Source organism: Salinicola sp. MIT1003, from assembly GCF_001858555.1.
GTDB classification, from domain to species: Bacteria; Pseudomonadota; Gammaproteobacteria; order Pseudomonadales; family Halomonadaceae; genus Salinicola; species Salinicola salarius.
Genome location: NZ_MCAP01000010.1, coordinates 1 through 15187, shown reverse-complemented (window position 1 = coordinate 15187; position 15187 = coordinate 1). Strand labels below are relative to the sequence as shown.

The window sequence follows — 15187 nt, the reverse complement described above, 5'->3', positions numbered from 1 at the left end:
TTAGAAGCGGTAGTGAGAGAAGGCCTTGTTGGCATCTGCCATGCGGTGCACGTCTTCACGCTTCTTCACAGCAGCGCCCTTGCCTTCGGCGGCATCCAGCATTTCGCCGGCGAGACGTTGCACCATGGTCTTTTCCCCGCGACCGCGCGCAGCGTCGACCAGCCAGCGCATGGCAAGCGCCTGGCGACGCGACGGGCGAACTTCGACCGGGACCTGATAAGTCGCGCCGCCGACACGGCGGGACTTGACCTCGACCATCGGCTGGATGGCTTCCAGCGCTTTATCAAAGACGTCCAGCGGCGCCTCGTTGTTACGCTCGGCAACCCTGTCCAACGCACCGTAGACGATGCGCTCAGCTATGGACTTCTTGCCGCTGACCATCAGATGGTTCATGAACTTGGCCAGGCGCTCACTTCCGAACTTGGGATCGGGAAGGATCTCGCGCTTAGCGGCGACTCTTCTTCTTGGCATGATAAGCCCTCTAGTTAAGGGTCGTTCAGGTAAACCCGGCACCGCTTTTCGCTAGTGAGCGAAAAGAGCCGACCTTACTCTTATCGGACCGTTAATGGATGATGAAAAGCGACCGAGATCAGGACTTGGGACGCTTGGTACCGTACTTGGAACGGCCCTGCTTACGATTCTGGACACCGGAGGTATCAAGGGCGCCACGAACGGTGTGATAACGCACACCCGGCAAATCCTTGACTCGGCCGCCACGGATCAGGACCACGGAGTGCTCCTGCAGGTTGTGACCTTCACCGCCGATGTAGGAACTGACTTCATAGCCGTTGGTCAGGCGCACGCGGCACACCTTACGCAGAGCCGAGTTCGGCTTCTTGGGCGTAGTCGTGTAGACGCGGGTGCAGACCCCACGGCGTTGCGGACAAGCCTGCAGCGCCGGCACGTCGCTGGTAGCGACAGGGCGCTTGCGCGGCTTGCGCACGAGCTGGTTAATCGTTGCCATAGTGTTTAGCTGACTCCAATGGGTTGCCTTGCCTTATGCCGGGAGCATTGTGCATGGATTGGTTGCACCACCCCAACATAAAGGCTGCGCATTCTAATCAGTTGTCGTGAGACCCGTCAAGACCACCCGCCCCGAGAGGCAGGTGGCCAGGGAATCGCGACTTAGAGATCGTCGTCATCGGCATCGAGCGCGGTGAGCTGGGCGCCCAGCTCCTGCTCGACATCGAACGCCGACGGCTGCAGCGTGCGCTCGGATTCCTCGCGCTTGCGACGCCGCTCGTCATGGTGGGCAAGGCCGGTACCGGCCGGGATCAGACGACCCACCACCACGTTTTCTTTCAGACCGCGCAGATAGTCGCGCTTGCCGGTCACGGCGGCTTCGGTCAGCACGCGAGTCGTCTCCTGGAACGAAGCCGCGGAGATGAACGACTCGGTCGCCAACGATGCCTTGGTGATACCCAGCAGCAGACGCTCGTACTTGGCCGGGAACTTCTCTTCCTGCTCGAGACGGGCATTTTCTTCGAGCACGCGAACCAGTTCGACCTGATCGCCCGGAATGAACGTCGAGTCGCCGGCGTCGGTAATCTCGACCTTGCGCAGCATCTGACGCACGATGACTTCGATGTGCTTGTCGTTGATGCTGACGCCCTGCAGACGATAGACGTCCTGGATCTCGACGGTGATGTACTTGGCCAGTTCCGCCACGCCCAGCAGCCGCAGGATATCGTGCGGGTTGCTCGGGCCGTCGGAGATGACCTCGCCCTTCTCGACCGTTTCGCCCTCGAACACACCGATCTGACGCCACTTCGGGATCAGCATCTCCAACGGATCGCCCTCTTCCGGCGTGATCGTCAGACGACGCTTGCCCTTGGTCTCCTTGCCGAAGCTGATCGTACCGCTGATCTCGGCCAGGATGGACGGCTCCTTCGGCTTGCGCGCCTCGAACAGGTCAGCGACGCGCGGCAGACCCCCGGTGATGTCCTTGTTGCCGGACGCCTCCAGCGGGATACGGGCAATGACCTCACCGACGCCGATCTCGGCACCATTCTCGACAGAGACGATGGCGCGGCCCGGCAGCAGATACTGTACCGGCGTGTTGGAGCCCGGCAGCGTCACGTGCTGACCGTCTTCGCCGACCAGCATGATCATCGGGCGCTTGTCGCGACCAGATGCCGGGCGAGCGGCCGATTCGATCACCTCGATGTTCGACAGACCCGTCATCTCATCGACGGTGCGCGTCATGGTCAGACCTTCGGTCATGTCCGTGAACTGCGCCTTGCCCTGAACTTCGGCAACGACCGGGTGCGTGTGCGGATCCCACTTCGCCACGATCTGACCACCCTCGACGTGATCGCCATCCTTGACGGAGAGCTCGGCACCGTAGGGCAGCTTGTAGTATTCGCGCTCACGACCATGATCGTCGGCGACGGCCAGGGCACTGGAGCGAGAAACCACGATCAGCTTGCCGTCGGCACGCTCGACCGACTTGATGTTGTGCAGGCGTACGCTGCCGCCGTGCTTGACCTGCACGCTATCCACTGCCGAGGCACGAGATGCCGCACCACCGATGTGGAACGTACGCATGGTCAGCTGCGTGCCGGGCTCGCCGATGGACTGTGCCGCGATGACGCCGACCGCTTCGCCGATGTTGGCCTGGTGGCCGCGAGCCAGATCGCGACCATAGCAGGCCGAACAGACGCCGTGAGCGGTTTCACAGCTGATCGGGCTGCGCACGATGATCTCGTCGACACCCATGGTATCGAGCTCTTCGCACCAGGCTTCGTCCAGCAGGGTGCCGCGGGCGATCAGCACGTCTTCGGTCTGAGGATCGATGACATCCTGCGCCACGACGCGGCCGAGTACGCGCTGCGCCAGAGAGACGATGACGTCACCGCCCTCGATCACCGGGTGCAGCGTCAGCCCTTCCTGGGTACCGCAGTCCTCTTCGGTGATGACCAGATCCTGGGCAACATCGACGAGACGGCGTGTCAGGTAACCGGAGTTGGCCGTCTTGAGTGCCGTATCCGCCAGACCCTTACGAGCGCCGTGGGTCGAGATGAAGTACTGCAGTACGTTCAGACCTTCACGGAAGTTGGCGGTGATCGGCGTTTCGATGATCGAGCCGTCCGGCTTGGCCATCAGGCCGCGCATACCCGCCAACTGACGAATCTGGGCCGCACTACCACGGGCGCCGGAGTCCGCCATGATGAAGACGCTGTTGAACGAGTCCTGCTCGACTTCGTTGCCGTCGCGATCGGTCACGGTCTCTTTCGAGATACCCGCCATCATCGCCTTGGCCACCTTGTCGTTGGCCTTGGACCAGATATCGATGACCTTGTTGTACTTCTCGCCCGCGGTCACCAGACCGGAGGAGAACTGGTCTTCGATTTCCTTGACCTCTTCCTCGGCCGCATCGACGATCTCCGCCTTCGCGTCCGGAATGACGAAGTCGTTGACGCCGATGGAAGCACCGGACCATGTCGCCAGACGGAAGCCGGTGTACATCAGCTGGTCAGCGAAAATGACCGCATCCTTCAGGCCAGTACGACGGTAGACCTCGTTGATCAGGCCGGAGATCGCCTTCTTCTTCATCGGGCGATCGACGAGCTCGAACGGCATCCCCTTCGGCAGGATGCGGAACAGCAGCGCACGGCCGACGGTGGTGTCCTTGATCGAGGTCGTCTCGGTCAGTTCGGTCACCTCGCCATCCTTCTCGTCGGACAGCCACTCGGTCAGGCGCACCTTGACCCGAGCGTGCAACGACACGTTCTGAGTCGCAAAGGCGCGATCCAGCTCGTTGAGGTTGGCGAACGCCTTGCCTTCGCCCTTGGCGTTGATGCGCTCGCGGGTCATGTAATAGAGACCCAGCACGACGTCCTGAGACGGCACGATGATCGGCTCGCCGTTGGCGGGCGACAGCACGTTGTTGGTCGACATCATCAGCGCACGCGCTTCGAGCTGGGACTCCAGCGTCAGCGGCACGTGAACGGCCATCTGGTCACCGTCGAAGTCGGCGTTGTAGGCGGCACATACCAGCGGGTGGAGCTGGATCGCCTTGCCTTCGATCAGCAGCGGCTCGAATGCCTGAATACCCAGGCGGTGCAGCGTCGGCGCGCGGTTGAGCAGGACCGGATGCTCGCGGATGACATCGGCGAGGATGTCCCACACTTCCGGCAGCTCACGCTCGACCATCTTCTTGGCGGCCTTGATCGTGGACGCCTGACCGCTGCCCTGCAGCTTGGAGTAGATGAACGGCTTGAACAGCTCGAGCGCCATCTTCTTCGGCAGACCGCACTGGTGCAGACGCAGCGTCGGACCGACGGTGATGACCGAACGGCCGGAGTAGTCGACACGCTTGCCCAGCAGGTTCTGGCGGAAACGTCCCTGCTTGCCCTTGATCATGTCGGCCAGCGACTTCAACGGACGCTTGTTGGAACCGGTGATGGCGCGACCACGACGACCGTTGTCGAGCAGCGCATCGACCGATTCCTGCAGCATGCGCTTCTCGTTGCGCACGATGATGTCCGGCGCATTGAGGTCGAGCAGACGCTTGAGGCGGTTGTTGCGGTTGATGACGCGGCGGTACAGATCGTTGAGATCAGAGGTCGCGAAGCGGCCACCGTCCAGCGGCACCAGCGGACGCAGATCCGGCGGCAGTACCGGCAGCACTTCCATGACCATCCAGGCCGGCGCATTGCCGGACTTGTAGAAGGCTTCCAGCAGCTTGAGGCGCTTGGAAAGCTTCTTGATCTTGGTCTCGGAGTTGGTCTGCGGGATCTCTTCGCGCAGGCGATCGATCTCTTCTTCCAGATCGATGTCCTTCAGCAGCGCCTGGATCGCCTCGGCGCCCATGCGCGCGTCGAAGTCGTCACCGAACTCTTCCAGCGCTTCGAAATACTGCTCGTCGTTGAGCAACTGGCCACGCTCGAGGGTGGTCATGCCCGGATCGATCACGACGAACGATTCGAAGTAGAGCACGCGCTCGATGTCGCGCAGCGTCATGTCCAGGAACATGCCGATGCGAGAAGGCAGCGACTTCAGAAACCAGATGTGGGCAACCGGCGAGGCCAGCTCGATGTGACCCATGCGCTCGCGACGAACCGCCGCCTTGGTCACTTCGACGCCGCACTTCTCGCAGATGATGCCGCGATGCTTCATGCGCTTGTACTTGCCGCACAAGCACTCGTAATCCTTGACCGGCCCGAAGATCTTGGCGCAGAACAGCCCGTCACGTTCCGGTTTGAACGTACGGTAGTTGATGGTCTCCGGCTTCTTGACTTCGCCGTATGACCAGGAGCGAATCATTTCCGGCGACGCGAGCGTGATCTTGATCGCGTCGAACTCGTCAGATTGCGCCTGTGACTTGAGGACTTTCACCAAATCTTTCATGGGATCGCTCCGTTGCGGAGTTGTCATGAGCGGGGCCGCGAATCACTCGCTCGCCCCGCAAACCGTCGCTATCGATCGACTGTGCCGGTCTTAGCTTTCCAATTCGATGTCGATACCCAGCGAGCGGATTTCCTTCACCAGCACATTGAAGGATTCCGGCATACCGGCCTGCATGGTGTGGTCGCCGTCCACGATGCTCTTGTACATCTTGGTACGACCCTCGACGTCATCCGACTTGACGGTGAGCATCTCCTGCAGGGTGTAGGCGGCGCCGTACGCCTCGAGTGCCCACACTTCCATCTCACCGAAGCGCTGTCCGCCGAACTGCGCCTTGCCACCCAGCGGCTGCTGCGTGACCAGCGAGTAGGAGCCGGTGGAACGCGCATGCATCTTGTCGTCGACCAGGTGGTTGAGCTTCAGCATGTACATGTAGCCCACGGTCACCGGACGATCGAAGGCTTCGCCGGTACGCCCGTCATAAAGCGTCATCTGGCCGGAGTCCGGCAGATCGGCAAGCCTCAGCAGATGCTTGATCTCGTGCTCTTTCGCACCGTCGAATACCGGCGTCGCGATCGGCACACCGCCACGCAGGTTCTTGGCCAGGGTGATGATCTCGTCATCGGTCAGGGAGTCGATGTCTTCCTGACGGGTTTCCTGGGTGTTGTAGACCTGCTTGAGGAAGCCGCGAATCTCGCTGACCTGCTGCTCGCGGGCATCACGCAGCATCCGGTCGATCTTGACACCGAGACCGTGGGCCGCCATGCCCAGGTGCGTCTCGAGAATCTGACCGACGTTCATGCGCGAGGGTACGCCCAACGGGTTGAGCACGACGTCGACCGGCTGACCATAGTCGTCGAACGGCATGTCCTCGATCGGCATGATCGCGGAGATGACACCCTTGTTGCCGTGACGGCCGGCCATCTTGTCACCCGGCTGGATACGACGCTTGACCGCCAGATAGACCTTGACGATCTTGAGCACGCCCGGTGCCAGGTCATCGCCCTGAGTGAGCTTGCGCTTCTTGTCTTCGAAGCGTTCGTCCATCTCCTTGCGACGGTTCTCGAGCTGTTCGTCGGCCTGGGCCAGCAGCTCGTTGAGAGACTCGTCCTGCATGCGCAGCTTGAACCACTGCTGGCGCGGCAGCTCGTCGAGGTAATCCTCGCTCAGCACGTCGCCCTTCTTCAGCTTCGGGCCGCCGTTGACCGCCTGACCTTCCAGGGTGCGCTTGAGACGCTCGAAGGTCGCCTCCTCGGCGATCCGGTAGGTCTCCTGCAGGTCACGGCGCACTTCGTCGAGCTGCTGCTGCTCGATGGAAAGTGCACGCGAATCCTTCTCGACGCCGTCGCGCGTGAACACCTGGACGTCGATGACGGTACCGCGCATGCCGGTCGGCGCACGCAGCGAGGTGTCCTTAACGTCGGACGCCTTCTCGCCGAAGATCGCGCGCAGCAGTTTCTCTTCCGGCGTCAGTTGGGTTTCGCCCTTCGGCGTGACCTTGCCCACCAGAATGTCGCCAGCGCCGACTTCGGCGCCGATGTAGACGACACCCGCTTCGTCCAGCTTGCCCAGTGCCGACTCGCCCACGTTGGGAATATCGGAAGTGATCTCTTCCGCGCCCAGCTTGGTGTCGCGAGAGACACAGGTCAGTTCCTGGATGTGGATCGTGGTGAAACGATCGTCCTCGACCACGCGTTCGGAGACGAGGATGGAATCCTCGAAGTTGTAGCCGTTCCACGGCATGAACGCGAGACGCATGTTCTGACCCAGTGCCAGGTCACCCATGTCGACGGACGGGCCGTCGGCCAGGATGTCGCCCCGCGCCACCTTGTCACCCGGGCGCACGATCGGACGCTGGTTCTGACAGGTGTTCTGGTTCGAACGCACGTACTTGGTCAGGTTGTAGATATCGACGCCGGCTTCACCGCCGATGATCTCGTCTTCGTCGATACGCACAACGATGCGCTTGGCGTCGACGGAGTCGATCACGCCACCGCGGCGCGCCACGGCGCAGACGCCGGAGTCACGGGCGACGAATCGCTCCATGCCGGTACCTACGAGCGGCTTGTCGGCACGCAGGGTCGGTACCGCCTGACGCTGCATGTTCGATCCCATCAGGGCGCGGTTGGCATCATCGTGCTCGAGGAACGGAATCAGCGCAGCGGCGACCGATACGACCTGACGCGGCGACACGTCCATCAGCGTGACCTTGTCCGGTGCCATGAAGGTGGTTTCACCCTTGTGGCGAACCTGGACCAGGTCGTCGATCAGCTTGTTGCTTTCGTCGACCGTCGCCGAAGCCTGGGCGATGATGTAGTCGCCTTCCTCGATCGCCGACAGATGCACGATCTCGTCGGTCAACTGACGATCCACGACCTTGCGGTACGGTGTCTCGAGGAAACCGTAGCTGTTGGTCTTGGAGTAGGTCGCCAGCGAGTTGATCAGGCCGATGTTCGGACCTTCCGGCGTCTCGATCGGGCAAAGACGACCGTAGTGCGTGGCGTGAACGTCGCGCACCTCGAAGCCGGCGCGCTCACGGGTCAGACCGCCCGGCCCGAGCGCGGACACACGACGCTTGTGCGTGACCTCTGAAAGCGGGTTGTTCTGGTCCATGAACTGGGACAGCTGAGAGGAGCCGAAGAACTCCTTCACTGCTGCCGCCACCGGCTTGGCATTGATCAGATCCTGCGGCATCAGGCCTTCGCTCTCCGCCATGGAGAGACGCTCCTTGACCGCACGCTCGACGCGCACCAGGCCGACACGGAACTGGTTTTCCGCCATCTCGCCGACGCAACGGATGCGACGGTTGCCAAGGTGGTCGATATCGTCGACTTCACCGAAGCCGTTACGGATATTGATCAGTTCCTTCAGGACATCGAGGATGTCCTGATTGTCGAGCACGCCGGAACCCGTATCGGTATCACGACGCAGACGACGGTTGAACTTCATCCGACCGACGCCAGACAGGTCATAGCGGTCTTCGGAGAAGAACAGGTTGTGGAACAGCGTCTCGGCCGCTTCCTTGGTGGGCGGCTCGCCGGGGCGCATCATGCGATAGATTTCGACCAGTGCTTCCAGGCCGGAGCGCGTGGAGTCCACCTTCAGCGTATCGGAGATGAACGAGCCCGCGTCGAGATCGTTGGTGTAAAGCGTTTCCAGCTTGGTAACGCCGCCCTGGCCCAGCTTCTCGACCAGCTCCGGCGTCAGCTCGGAGTTGCACTCGCAGATCAGTTCACCGGTGTTGGCGTCGACCTGATCCTTGGCCAGCGTCTTGCCGAACAGGTAATCCAGCGGCACCTGAAGACGCTCGAGTCCGGCATTTTCCAGCTGGCGGATGTGCTTCTGGGTGATCCGGCGACCTTCCTCGACGACGATATTGCCATCGCCATCCTTGATGTCGAAGGTTGCGGTCTCACCACGCAGCCGCGACGGCACCAGCTCGACGTAAATACCATCGCTCTCGATATGGAAGGTGCTGGTTTCGAAGAACGTCTCGAGAATTTCCTCGGCGTTCATGCCGAGCGCGCGCATCAATACGGTCGCCGGCAGCTTGCGGCGACGGTCGATACGCACGAAGACGTTGTCTTTCGGGTCGAATTCGAAATCCAGCCAGGAGCCGCGATAAGGAATGATGCGCGCGGAATAGAGCAGCTTCCCGGAAGAGTGGCTCTTGCCCTTGTCATGATCGAAGAACACGCCCGGCGAACGATGGAGCTGGGAAACGATGACACGCTCGGTACCATTGACGACGAAGGTACCGTTCTCGGTCATCAGGGGGATTTCCCCCATGTAGACTTCCTGCTCCTTGATGTCCTTGATGGCCTTGTTCGACGACTCTTTGTCATAGATGATCAGGCGTACCTTGACACGCAGCGGTGCCGAATAGGTCACGCCACGGAGCTGACACTCCTTGACGTCGAAAGCCGGCGTGCCAAAGCGGTAACTGACATACTCGAGCGCCGCATTACCCGAGAAGCTCTCGATCGGAAATACGGACTTGAAAGCCGCATGGAGACCGGTCTCGAGACGCTCTTCCGGCGCCCGGTCCTGCTGGAGGAAGTCGTAATAGGAATCAAGCTGGATGGCCAGCAGGTAGGGCACATCCATTACTTGAGGCAGTTTGCCGAAATCCTTGCGGATGCGTTTTTTCTCAGTGTATGAGTAAGCCATCTGTATTCCCCAGCTTGTTCACCATGGGTGACCGGTGCGTGGTCGGCGCTCTCCTAACGCGGGCTACCCCCGTTAGGCGCTGACGGCAAGCCTCCCGAAAAAGGGAGCTCGCCGTCGGAATTCGTCTAGTGGCTACAATCCTGAACCCGGAAGGTCGACCCCGAGTCAGGTGTACTAACGCCAGGCTAGCAAAAACAGAAAAAGGCCGGCAGCGGGTAGGCCCGCCACCAGCCGTGGCGCTTACACAGCGCGTGAAGCCGTGAGCACAGAGTTACTTGAGCTCCACAGAAGCGCCAGCTTCTTCCAGCTTCTTCTTGGCTTCTTCAGCGTCGTCCTTGGACAGACCTTCTTTCAGCGTGGCAGGTGCGCCATCGACAGCACCCTTGGCTTCTTTCAGGCCCAAACCGGTGATTTCGCGGACGACCTTGATGACGTTGACTTTCTTGTCACCAGCAGCGGTCAGGACCAGGGCGAATTCGGTCTGCTCTTCGGCAGCACCAGCGTCACCACCGGCCGGTCCCGCGACGACGGCAGCCGCAGCAGAAACGCCGAACTTTTCTTCCATTGCAGAAACCAGTTCCGCAACTTCCATCACGGACATTTCGGCAACGGCGTTGATGATGTCTTCTTGAGAAAGTGCCATTTTCAAATTCCTAAACTTTGCGGAGCCCCAGCCGGCATCGGCCAAGTGCTCGTTGATTCAATAGTCGACTCAGTCTACGCGAGCAGGCACCGATCAGGCGGCTTCTTCCTGCTTTTGGTCGCGAAGAGCTGCAAGAGTACGAACCAGCTTGCCGGCAGAAGCTTCCTTCATGACGGACATCAGCTTGGCGATCGCTTCATCGTAAGTCGGCAACGTAGCCAGACGGTCGATATCGGCGGCCGGGATCATCTCCCCTTCGTAAGCCAGCGCCTTGACTTCAAATTCCTTCTGCGACTTGCCGAACTCCTTGAACAACCGCGCGGCAGCGCCGGGGTGATCGTAGGAGAAGGCCAGCAGCGTGGGGCCTGAGAAAGTCTCGTTCAGGCACTCCCATGAAGTCCCTGACAGCGCGCGGCGAGCCAGCGTGTTGCGGACAACACGAATCTGGACGCCATTCTCGCGAGCCTGCTTGCGCAAATCGGTCATTGCGCCAACGGTGACACCGCGAGAATCGGCAACTACGACGGAAAGAGCGTCCTTAGCGGCTTCACTGACCTCGGCAACAATCGCTTTTTTGCCTTCGAGTGCTAGTGGCACAGTGGTTACTCCTTCGTGCCGGGGCGACGACGTCGCGACCCGGTGGTTACCATCTCTTTCACCCGACATCGGTGAAAGTCTTGGATGATGGCTGCACACCTGAATCGGCGAGCAACACCATCTGCGCAGGCCCCTCTACAGGGCATTAAGTCGACGACTGGTGCCGACACCTGCGGTCTTTGACGGTGCCCCGCCCCACTCTGCCAGGACGACGCGAATCGTCCTGGCAGCGCACGGGGACCGCAAAGTTACTGCCTAGTTGCCGGCAATCACGCAAAAGTGCTGTGATCGACGGTCAGACCCGGGCCCATCGTGCTGGACAGGGTCAGTTTCTTGAGATAGATACCCTTGGACGTGCTCGGCTTGAGACGCTTGAGGTCGTTGACCAGTGCTTCGAGGTTGCCCTTGAGCGCGTCGGCCGGAAAATCCACCTTACCGATAGAGGCATGGATAATGCCGTTCTTGTCGGTACGGAAGCGGACCTGGCCCGCCTTGGCGTTCTTGACTGCTGTCGCAACGTCGGGAGTCACGGTGCCGACCTTGGGGTTCGGCATCAGGCCACGCGGCCCCAGGATCTGGCCCAGCTGACCGACCACACGCATGGCGTCCGGAGCAGCCACGACGACGTCGAAGTTCATGTTGCCCTTCTTGACGTCATCAGCCAGATCTTCCATGCCAACGATGTCGGCACCGGCTTCCTTGGCGGCATCGGCGGCAGCGCCCTGAGCAAACACGGCAACACGGACGTCACGACCCGTGCCGTTCGGCAGCACGGTAGCACCACGCACGACCTGGTCGGATTTACGCGGATCGACACCCAGGTTGATAGAGACCTCGACAGCCTCCTTGAACTTGACCGTGGACACCTCGGAAAGCAGAGCGACGGCTTCTTCAAGGGTGTAGACCTTGCCCGGCTCGACCTTCTCGCGAATCATCTGAGCACGTTTTGTCAGCTTTGCCATGATCAGAGGCCCTCCACATTGAGGCCCATGCTGCGGGCACTACCAGCAATGGTACGAACAGCGGCTTCAAGATTGGCAGCCGTCAGATCCGGCTCCTTCGTCTTGGCGATCTCTTCGAGCTGCTCACGCGTCACGGTGCCGACCTTGGTCTTGTTCGGCACACCAGAACCGGATTTGATACCGGCGGCCTTCTTCAGCAGCACAGCTGCCGGCGGCGTCTTGGTGACGAAAGTGAAGCTGCGGTCGCTGTAAACCGTGATCACGACCGGCGTCGGCAAGCCCGGCTCAATTTCTTGAGTCGCGGCGTTGAACGCCTTACAGAATTCCATGATGTTGACGCCGTGCTGACCCAGCGCAGGGCCCACGGGCGGACTCGGATTGGCCTTGCCGGCTGCGACTTGCAGCTTGATATAGGCCTGAACTTTCTTAGCCATTTTGAACTCCAGTCGGGTACGGACGCCTTGCGGCTCCCCTATTCAGCCGGCACATCGACCGGCAACGATAACGCAGCACCAGAAGGCGCTGCGGTGAATGCTGCTTCGGCGCCGGTCAGTCCTTGACTACCTGGACGAACTCCAGCTCGACCGGCGTCGAGCGCCCGAAGATCAGCACGCTGACCTGCAGGCGACTCTTTTCATAGTTGACCTCTTCCACGACGCCGTTGAAGTCGGCGAAGGGGCCATCGACGACACGTACGGTCTCGCCTGGCTCGAAGAGTGTCTTGGGACGTGGCTTGTCGGTGCCATCCTGGACCCGGCGCAAGATCGCATCCGCTTCTTTCTGGGTGATCGCAGCGGGCTTTTCCGGCGTACCACCGATGAAACCCATGACTCGCGGCGTTTCGTTGACAAGATGCCAAGTCTGTTCGTTCATCTCCATCTCGACCAGCACATAGCCGGGATAGAACTTGCGCTCGCTCTTGCGGCGCTTGCCGTCACGCATTTCGACGACTTCCTCGGTGGGCACCAGGATGTCACCGAACTGGTCCTCGACACCGTAAAGCTTGACGCGCTCGATCAACGAACGCATAACCTGCTTCTCAAAACCGGAATAAGCGTGAACGACGTACCAACGCTTGGACATGAAAACTCCTAGCCAATGATTCCGGACATCGCCCAACCGAGGACGGTATCGATAAGCCACAGCAACAGACCCACAACCAGGACGGCCGCCAATACGATCAATGTCGTTTGGATAGTCTCTTGTCGGGTCGGCCAGACAACGCGTTGAATTTCGCGCTTAGAGCCACGCGCCAGCTCCATCAGCGCCCGCCCCTTGGTCGTGGTCAATGCGATCGCTGCGGCAATGCCGCAAACGACGACGACACCCAGCACGCGATACAGCAGGGCCTGCTCCGCGAACCAGGCATTACCGCCGACCGCGACCGCGAGCAGTAACACCACGACAATCCATTTTGGGGTGTCGTAGCGTGACTCCTGCACCTCGGCGTTGTGCTTCATGAAAACTCCTCAACTCAAGGCGCGATAACCGAACAAGACAAGGTATCAATACGAGCCAGCCTGGGGAAGACTGGCAGGCCAGGAGGGAATCGAACCCCCAACCTGCGGTTTTGGAGACCGCTGCTCTGCCAATTGAGCTACTGGCCTGCAACTACACATCCGAGAATCACCCGGAAATTAGGAGGGCGCTATGATAGCGGAGAAATGTCGAGAAAATCAATCCCGTCACGACATTTTCTTTCGCCATCAAAAAAGCGAGCTCATGCTCGCCTTCACGCATCTTTCGACAACAAAAAAATGGAGCTCATGGACGGAATTGAACCGTCGACCTCACCCTTACCAAGGGTGTGCTCTACCCCTGAGCTACATGAGCTTAAATCATCACCAACAGCATGGAGCGGGTAGTGGGAATCGAACCCACACCATCAGCTTGGAAGGCTGAGGTTCTACCATTGAACTATACCCGCCTACCCGCTCTGACTCTGGTTTACCGAGACAGACCGGTAAAACTCTGTCATAAAATCTGGTGGAGAGGGAAGGATTCGAACCTTCGAAGCTTTCGCGGCAGATTTACAGTCTGCTCCCTTTGGCCACTCGGGAACCTCTCCATGCCGGCGGCAGATTTTACCCTACCACTCATCAATGTCAAGCATCTGTTTTTTACTACAATAACAGCGCCGCACACCGATGGCCTTGCGTTCAAAGCGGGGCGCATTGTGTCAAAGGAAGGCACTCAATGCAAGCGTGAATATGCATTTTCGACAATGGCTTTCCGTAGCGGACTACTCCTCCAGGCGAATGCTGATCTCGCCTCCAGTCAGCGCCCGTTCACCGGTATCCGTCATCACTACCAGATTGCCCTGCCGGTCGACTTCGATCGCCGTGGCGGCATAGGACGTGCTGCCCTGGTGAATACGGATGGCATGACCAGCATAAGCATGCCTACGGTTCCACTCCGCTCGCCAGGCGCTGAAGCCTTGCCGCTCGAATTCAGGCAACATCGTCAACAAGGATTCGATCAGAGCCGCAGCGACATGATTGCGAGAGGGGGAATCGATCACGTCTGCGAGAGCCCCTATGGGCTGCCCTGCCGCCTTTCGCACAGCGTCATTCAGCGAGACGTTGACCCCAATACCGATGACTACCTCACAAGGCCCTTCGACGTCCCCGGTCACCTCGAGCAGAATGCCTGCAAGCTTTCGCCACTCGTCGTCGATGGCGATCAGAACGTCGTTGGGCCACTTCAAGGCAACATTGGCACCAAACGTTTCGACCACCTCAGCCAGCACCACGCCAACGGCTAGGCTCAGCCCTTCGAGCGCAGCTACACCCGATTCGAATCGCCATCCCAGGGAAAGAATCAGACTGCCCCCCCAACTGGTACTCCAGGACTTGCCTCGGCGTCCTCGGCCTGCCGTTTGACTTTCTGCCAGGCAGACCTCGCCATGGCCCGCACCATGCCGGAAGCGATCTCGCAGGAAGGTATTGGTGGAATCGAGCACATCCTCGACGAACAGCCGCTTGAGGTGGCGCCGAGGCCCGGCAGGAAGCTGCGCAACGATACTGGCCCCATCAAGAGACTCCAGCGAGTTGACCAGGCGGTATCCGCGCCCCTTGACTGCCTCCAGTGGCAGATCCATTGCTTCCAGCTTCTTGAGCTGCTTCCAGACAGCCGTGCGCGAGACACCTAGATGTTCGCCTAGCTGCTGACCAGAGTGATAATTGCCATCGCCCAGCAGGCGTATCAGATCACCGATGCTCATGAAGGATTATTGCCCAGCGAGAAAAGCGCCATTCTAGCGAAATTCCAGCGCCACCGATAACGAGGCGGAGCCGCTCCCCTCGACTGGGTAGCGACAGACCACCCCTAGGCCGATTTTGCATTGACCAATAAAGAAAAAACCCCAGCCTTTTGGGCTGGGGTTTCGGATAGATGCCTGACGATGACCTACTCTCACATGGGGAGACCCCACACTACCATCGGCGCTGAGCGGTTTCACTACTGA

11 protein-coding genes and 4 tRNA genes are annotated in these 15187 nt (G+C 60.1%); all 15 read right to left on the bottom strand.

Going from position 1 to position 15187, the window contains the following annotated elements; genetic code table 11:
• A complete protein-coding gene (gene rpsG, locus BC443_RS04755; protein ID WP_071230703.1) occupies positions 1 to 471 on the bottom strand; it encodes a 30S ribosomal protein S7 in 471 nt (156 codons plus the stop codon).
• Between the two features lie 118 nt (positions 472 to 589).
• Positions 590 to 964: a 30S ribosomal protein S12 gene (gene rpsL, locus BC443_RS04750; protein WP_071230702.1), complete on the bottom strand. Its 375-nt coding sequence runs from the start codon at positions 962 to 964 to the stop codon at positions 590 to 592.
• Positions 965 to 1125: 161 nt separating this feature from the next.
• Positions 1126 to 5352 carry a DNA-directed RNA polymerase subunit beta' gene (gene rpoC / locus BC443_RS04745; protein ID WP_071230701.1) on the bottom strand — a complete coding sequence of 1409 codons (4227 nt, stop codon included), beginning with the start codon at positions 5350 to 5352 and terminating at the stop codon, positions 1126 to 1128.
• 90 nt (positions 5353 to 5442) lie between these two features.
• Positions 5443 to 9519 (bottom strand): DNA-directed RNA polymerase subunit beta, encoded by a 4077-nt coding sequence (gene rpoB, locus BC443_RS04740; RefSeq protein WP_071230700.1) that lies wholly within the window; start codon positions 9517 to 9519, stop codon positions 5443 to 5445.
• Between the two features lie 271 nt (positions 9520 to 9790).
• On the bottom strand, positions 9791 to 10162 hold the full coding sequence (rplL, locus tag BC443_RS04735) for a 50S ribosomal protein L7/L12 (RefSeq protein ID WP_071230699.1): 372 nt from the start codon (positions 10160 to 10162) through the stop codon (positions 9791 to 9793).
• A 93-nt stretch (positions 10163 to 10255) separates the two neighbouring features.
• Complete coding sequence (rplJ, locus tag BC443_RS04730) at positions 10256 to 10759, bottom strand: 50S ribosomal protein L10 (protein WP_071230698.1); 504 nt, start codon at positions 10757 to 10759, stop codon at positions 10256 to 10258.
• Positions 10760 to 11028: 269 nt separating this feature from the next.
• Positions 11029 to 11721, bottom strand: coding sequence for a 50S ribosomal protein L1 (gene rplA, locus BC443_RS04725; protein ID WP_071230697.1), 693 nt, complete (start codon positions 11719 to 11721; stop codon positions 11029 to 11031).
• 2 nt (positions 11722 to 11723) lie between these two features.
• Complete coding sequence (gene rplK, locus BC443_RS04720) at positions 11724 to 12155, bottom strand: 50S ribosomal protein L11 (RefSeq protein ID WP_071230696.1); 432 nt, start codon at positions 12153 to 12155, stop codon at positions 11724 to 11726.
• Between the two features lie 115 nt (positions 12156 to 12270).
• Positions 12271 to 12804 (bottom strand): transcription termination/antitermination protein NusG, encoded by a 534-nt coding sequence (nusG, locus tag BC443_RS04715; protein WP_071230695.1) that lies wholly within the window; start codon positions 12802 to 12804, stop codon positions 12271 to 12273.
• An 8-nt stretch (positions 12805 to 12812) separates the two neighbouring features.
• On the bottom strand, positions 12813 to 13181 hold the full coding sequence (gene secE, locus BC443_RS04710) for a preprotein translocase subunit SecE (protein ID WP_071230694.1): 369 nt from the start codon (positions 13179 to 13181) through the stop codon (positions 12813 to 12815).
• A gap of 71 nt (positions 13182 to 13252) precedes the next feature.
• Positions 13253 to 13328 (bottom strand) — tRNA-Trp (locus BC443_RS04705).
• 151 nt (positions 13329 to 13479) lie between these two features.
• A tRNA-Thr gene (locus BC443_RS04700) sits at positions 13480 to 13554 on the bottom strand.
• A gap of 20 nt (positions 13555 to 13574) precedes the next feature.
• A tRNA-Gly gene (locus BC443_RS04695) sits at positions 13575 to 13648 on the bottom strand.
• 57 nt (positions 13649 to 13705) lie between these two features.
• Positions 13706 to 13789: transfer RNA gene (locus BC443_RS04690), tRNA-Tyr, on the bottom strand.
• Positions 13790 to 13963: 174 nt separating this feature from the next.
• A complete protein-coding gene (locus BC443_RS04685; protein ID WP_071230693.1) occupies positions 13964 to 14944 on the bottom strand; it encodes a biotin--[acetyl-CoA-carboxylase] ligase in 981 nt (326 codons plus the stop codon).
• Positions 14945 to 15187: the final 243 nt, after the last annotated feature.

Excerpts from the sequence above, each read along its gene's own strand:
- rpsG (WP_071230703.1), bottom strand. The coding sequence starts at position 471 with ATGCCAAGAAGAAGAGTCGCCGCTAAGCGCGAGATCCTTCCCGATCCC.
- rpsL (WP_071230702.1), bottom strand. The coding sequence starts at position 964 with ATGGCAACGATTAACCAGCTCGTGCGCAAGCCGCGCAAGCGCCCTGTC.
- rpoC (WP_071230701.1), bottom strand. The coding sequence starts at position 5,352 with ATGAAAGATTTGGTGAAAGTCCTCAAGTCACAGGCGCAATCTGACGAG.
- rpoB (WP_071230700.1), bottom strand. The coding sequence starts at position 9,519 with ATGGCTTACTCATACACTGAGAAAAAACGCATCCGCAAGGATTTCGGC.
- rplL (WP_071230699.1), bottom strand. The coding sequence starts at position 10,162 with ATGGCACTTTCTCAAGAAGACATCATCAACGCCGTTGCCGAAATGTCC.
- rplA (WP_071230697.1), bottom strand. The coding sequence starts at position 11,721 with ATGGCAAAGCTGACAAAACGTGCTCAGATGATTCGCGAGAAGGTCGAG.
- rplK (WP_071230696.1), bottom strand. The coding sequence starts at position 12,155 with ATGGCTAAGAAAGTTCAGGCCTATATCAAGCTGCAAGTCGCAGCCGGC.
- nusG (WP_071230695.1), bottom strand. The coding sequence starts at position 12,804 with ATGTCCAAGCGTTGGTACGTCGTTCACGCTTATTCCGGTTTTGAGAAG.
- secE (WP_071230694.1), bottom strand. The coding sequence starts at position 13,181 with ATGAAGCACAACGCCGAGGTGCAGGAGTCACGCTACGACACCCCAAAA.
- BC443_RS04685 (WP_071230693.1), bottom strand. The coding sequence starts at position 14,944 with ATGAGCATCGGTGATCTGATACGCCTGCTGGGCGATGGCAATTATCAC.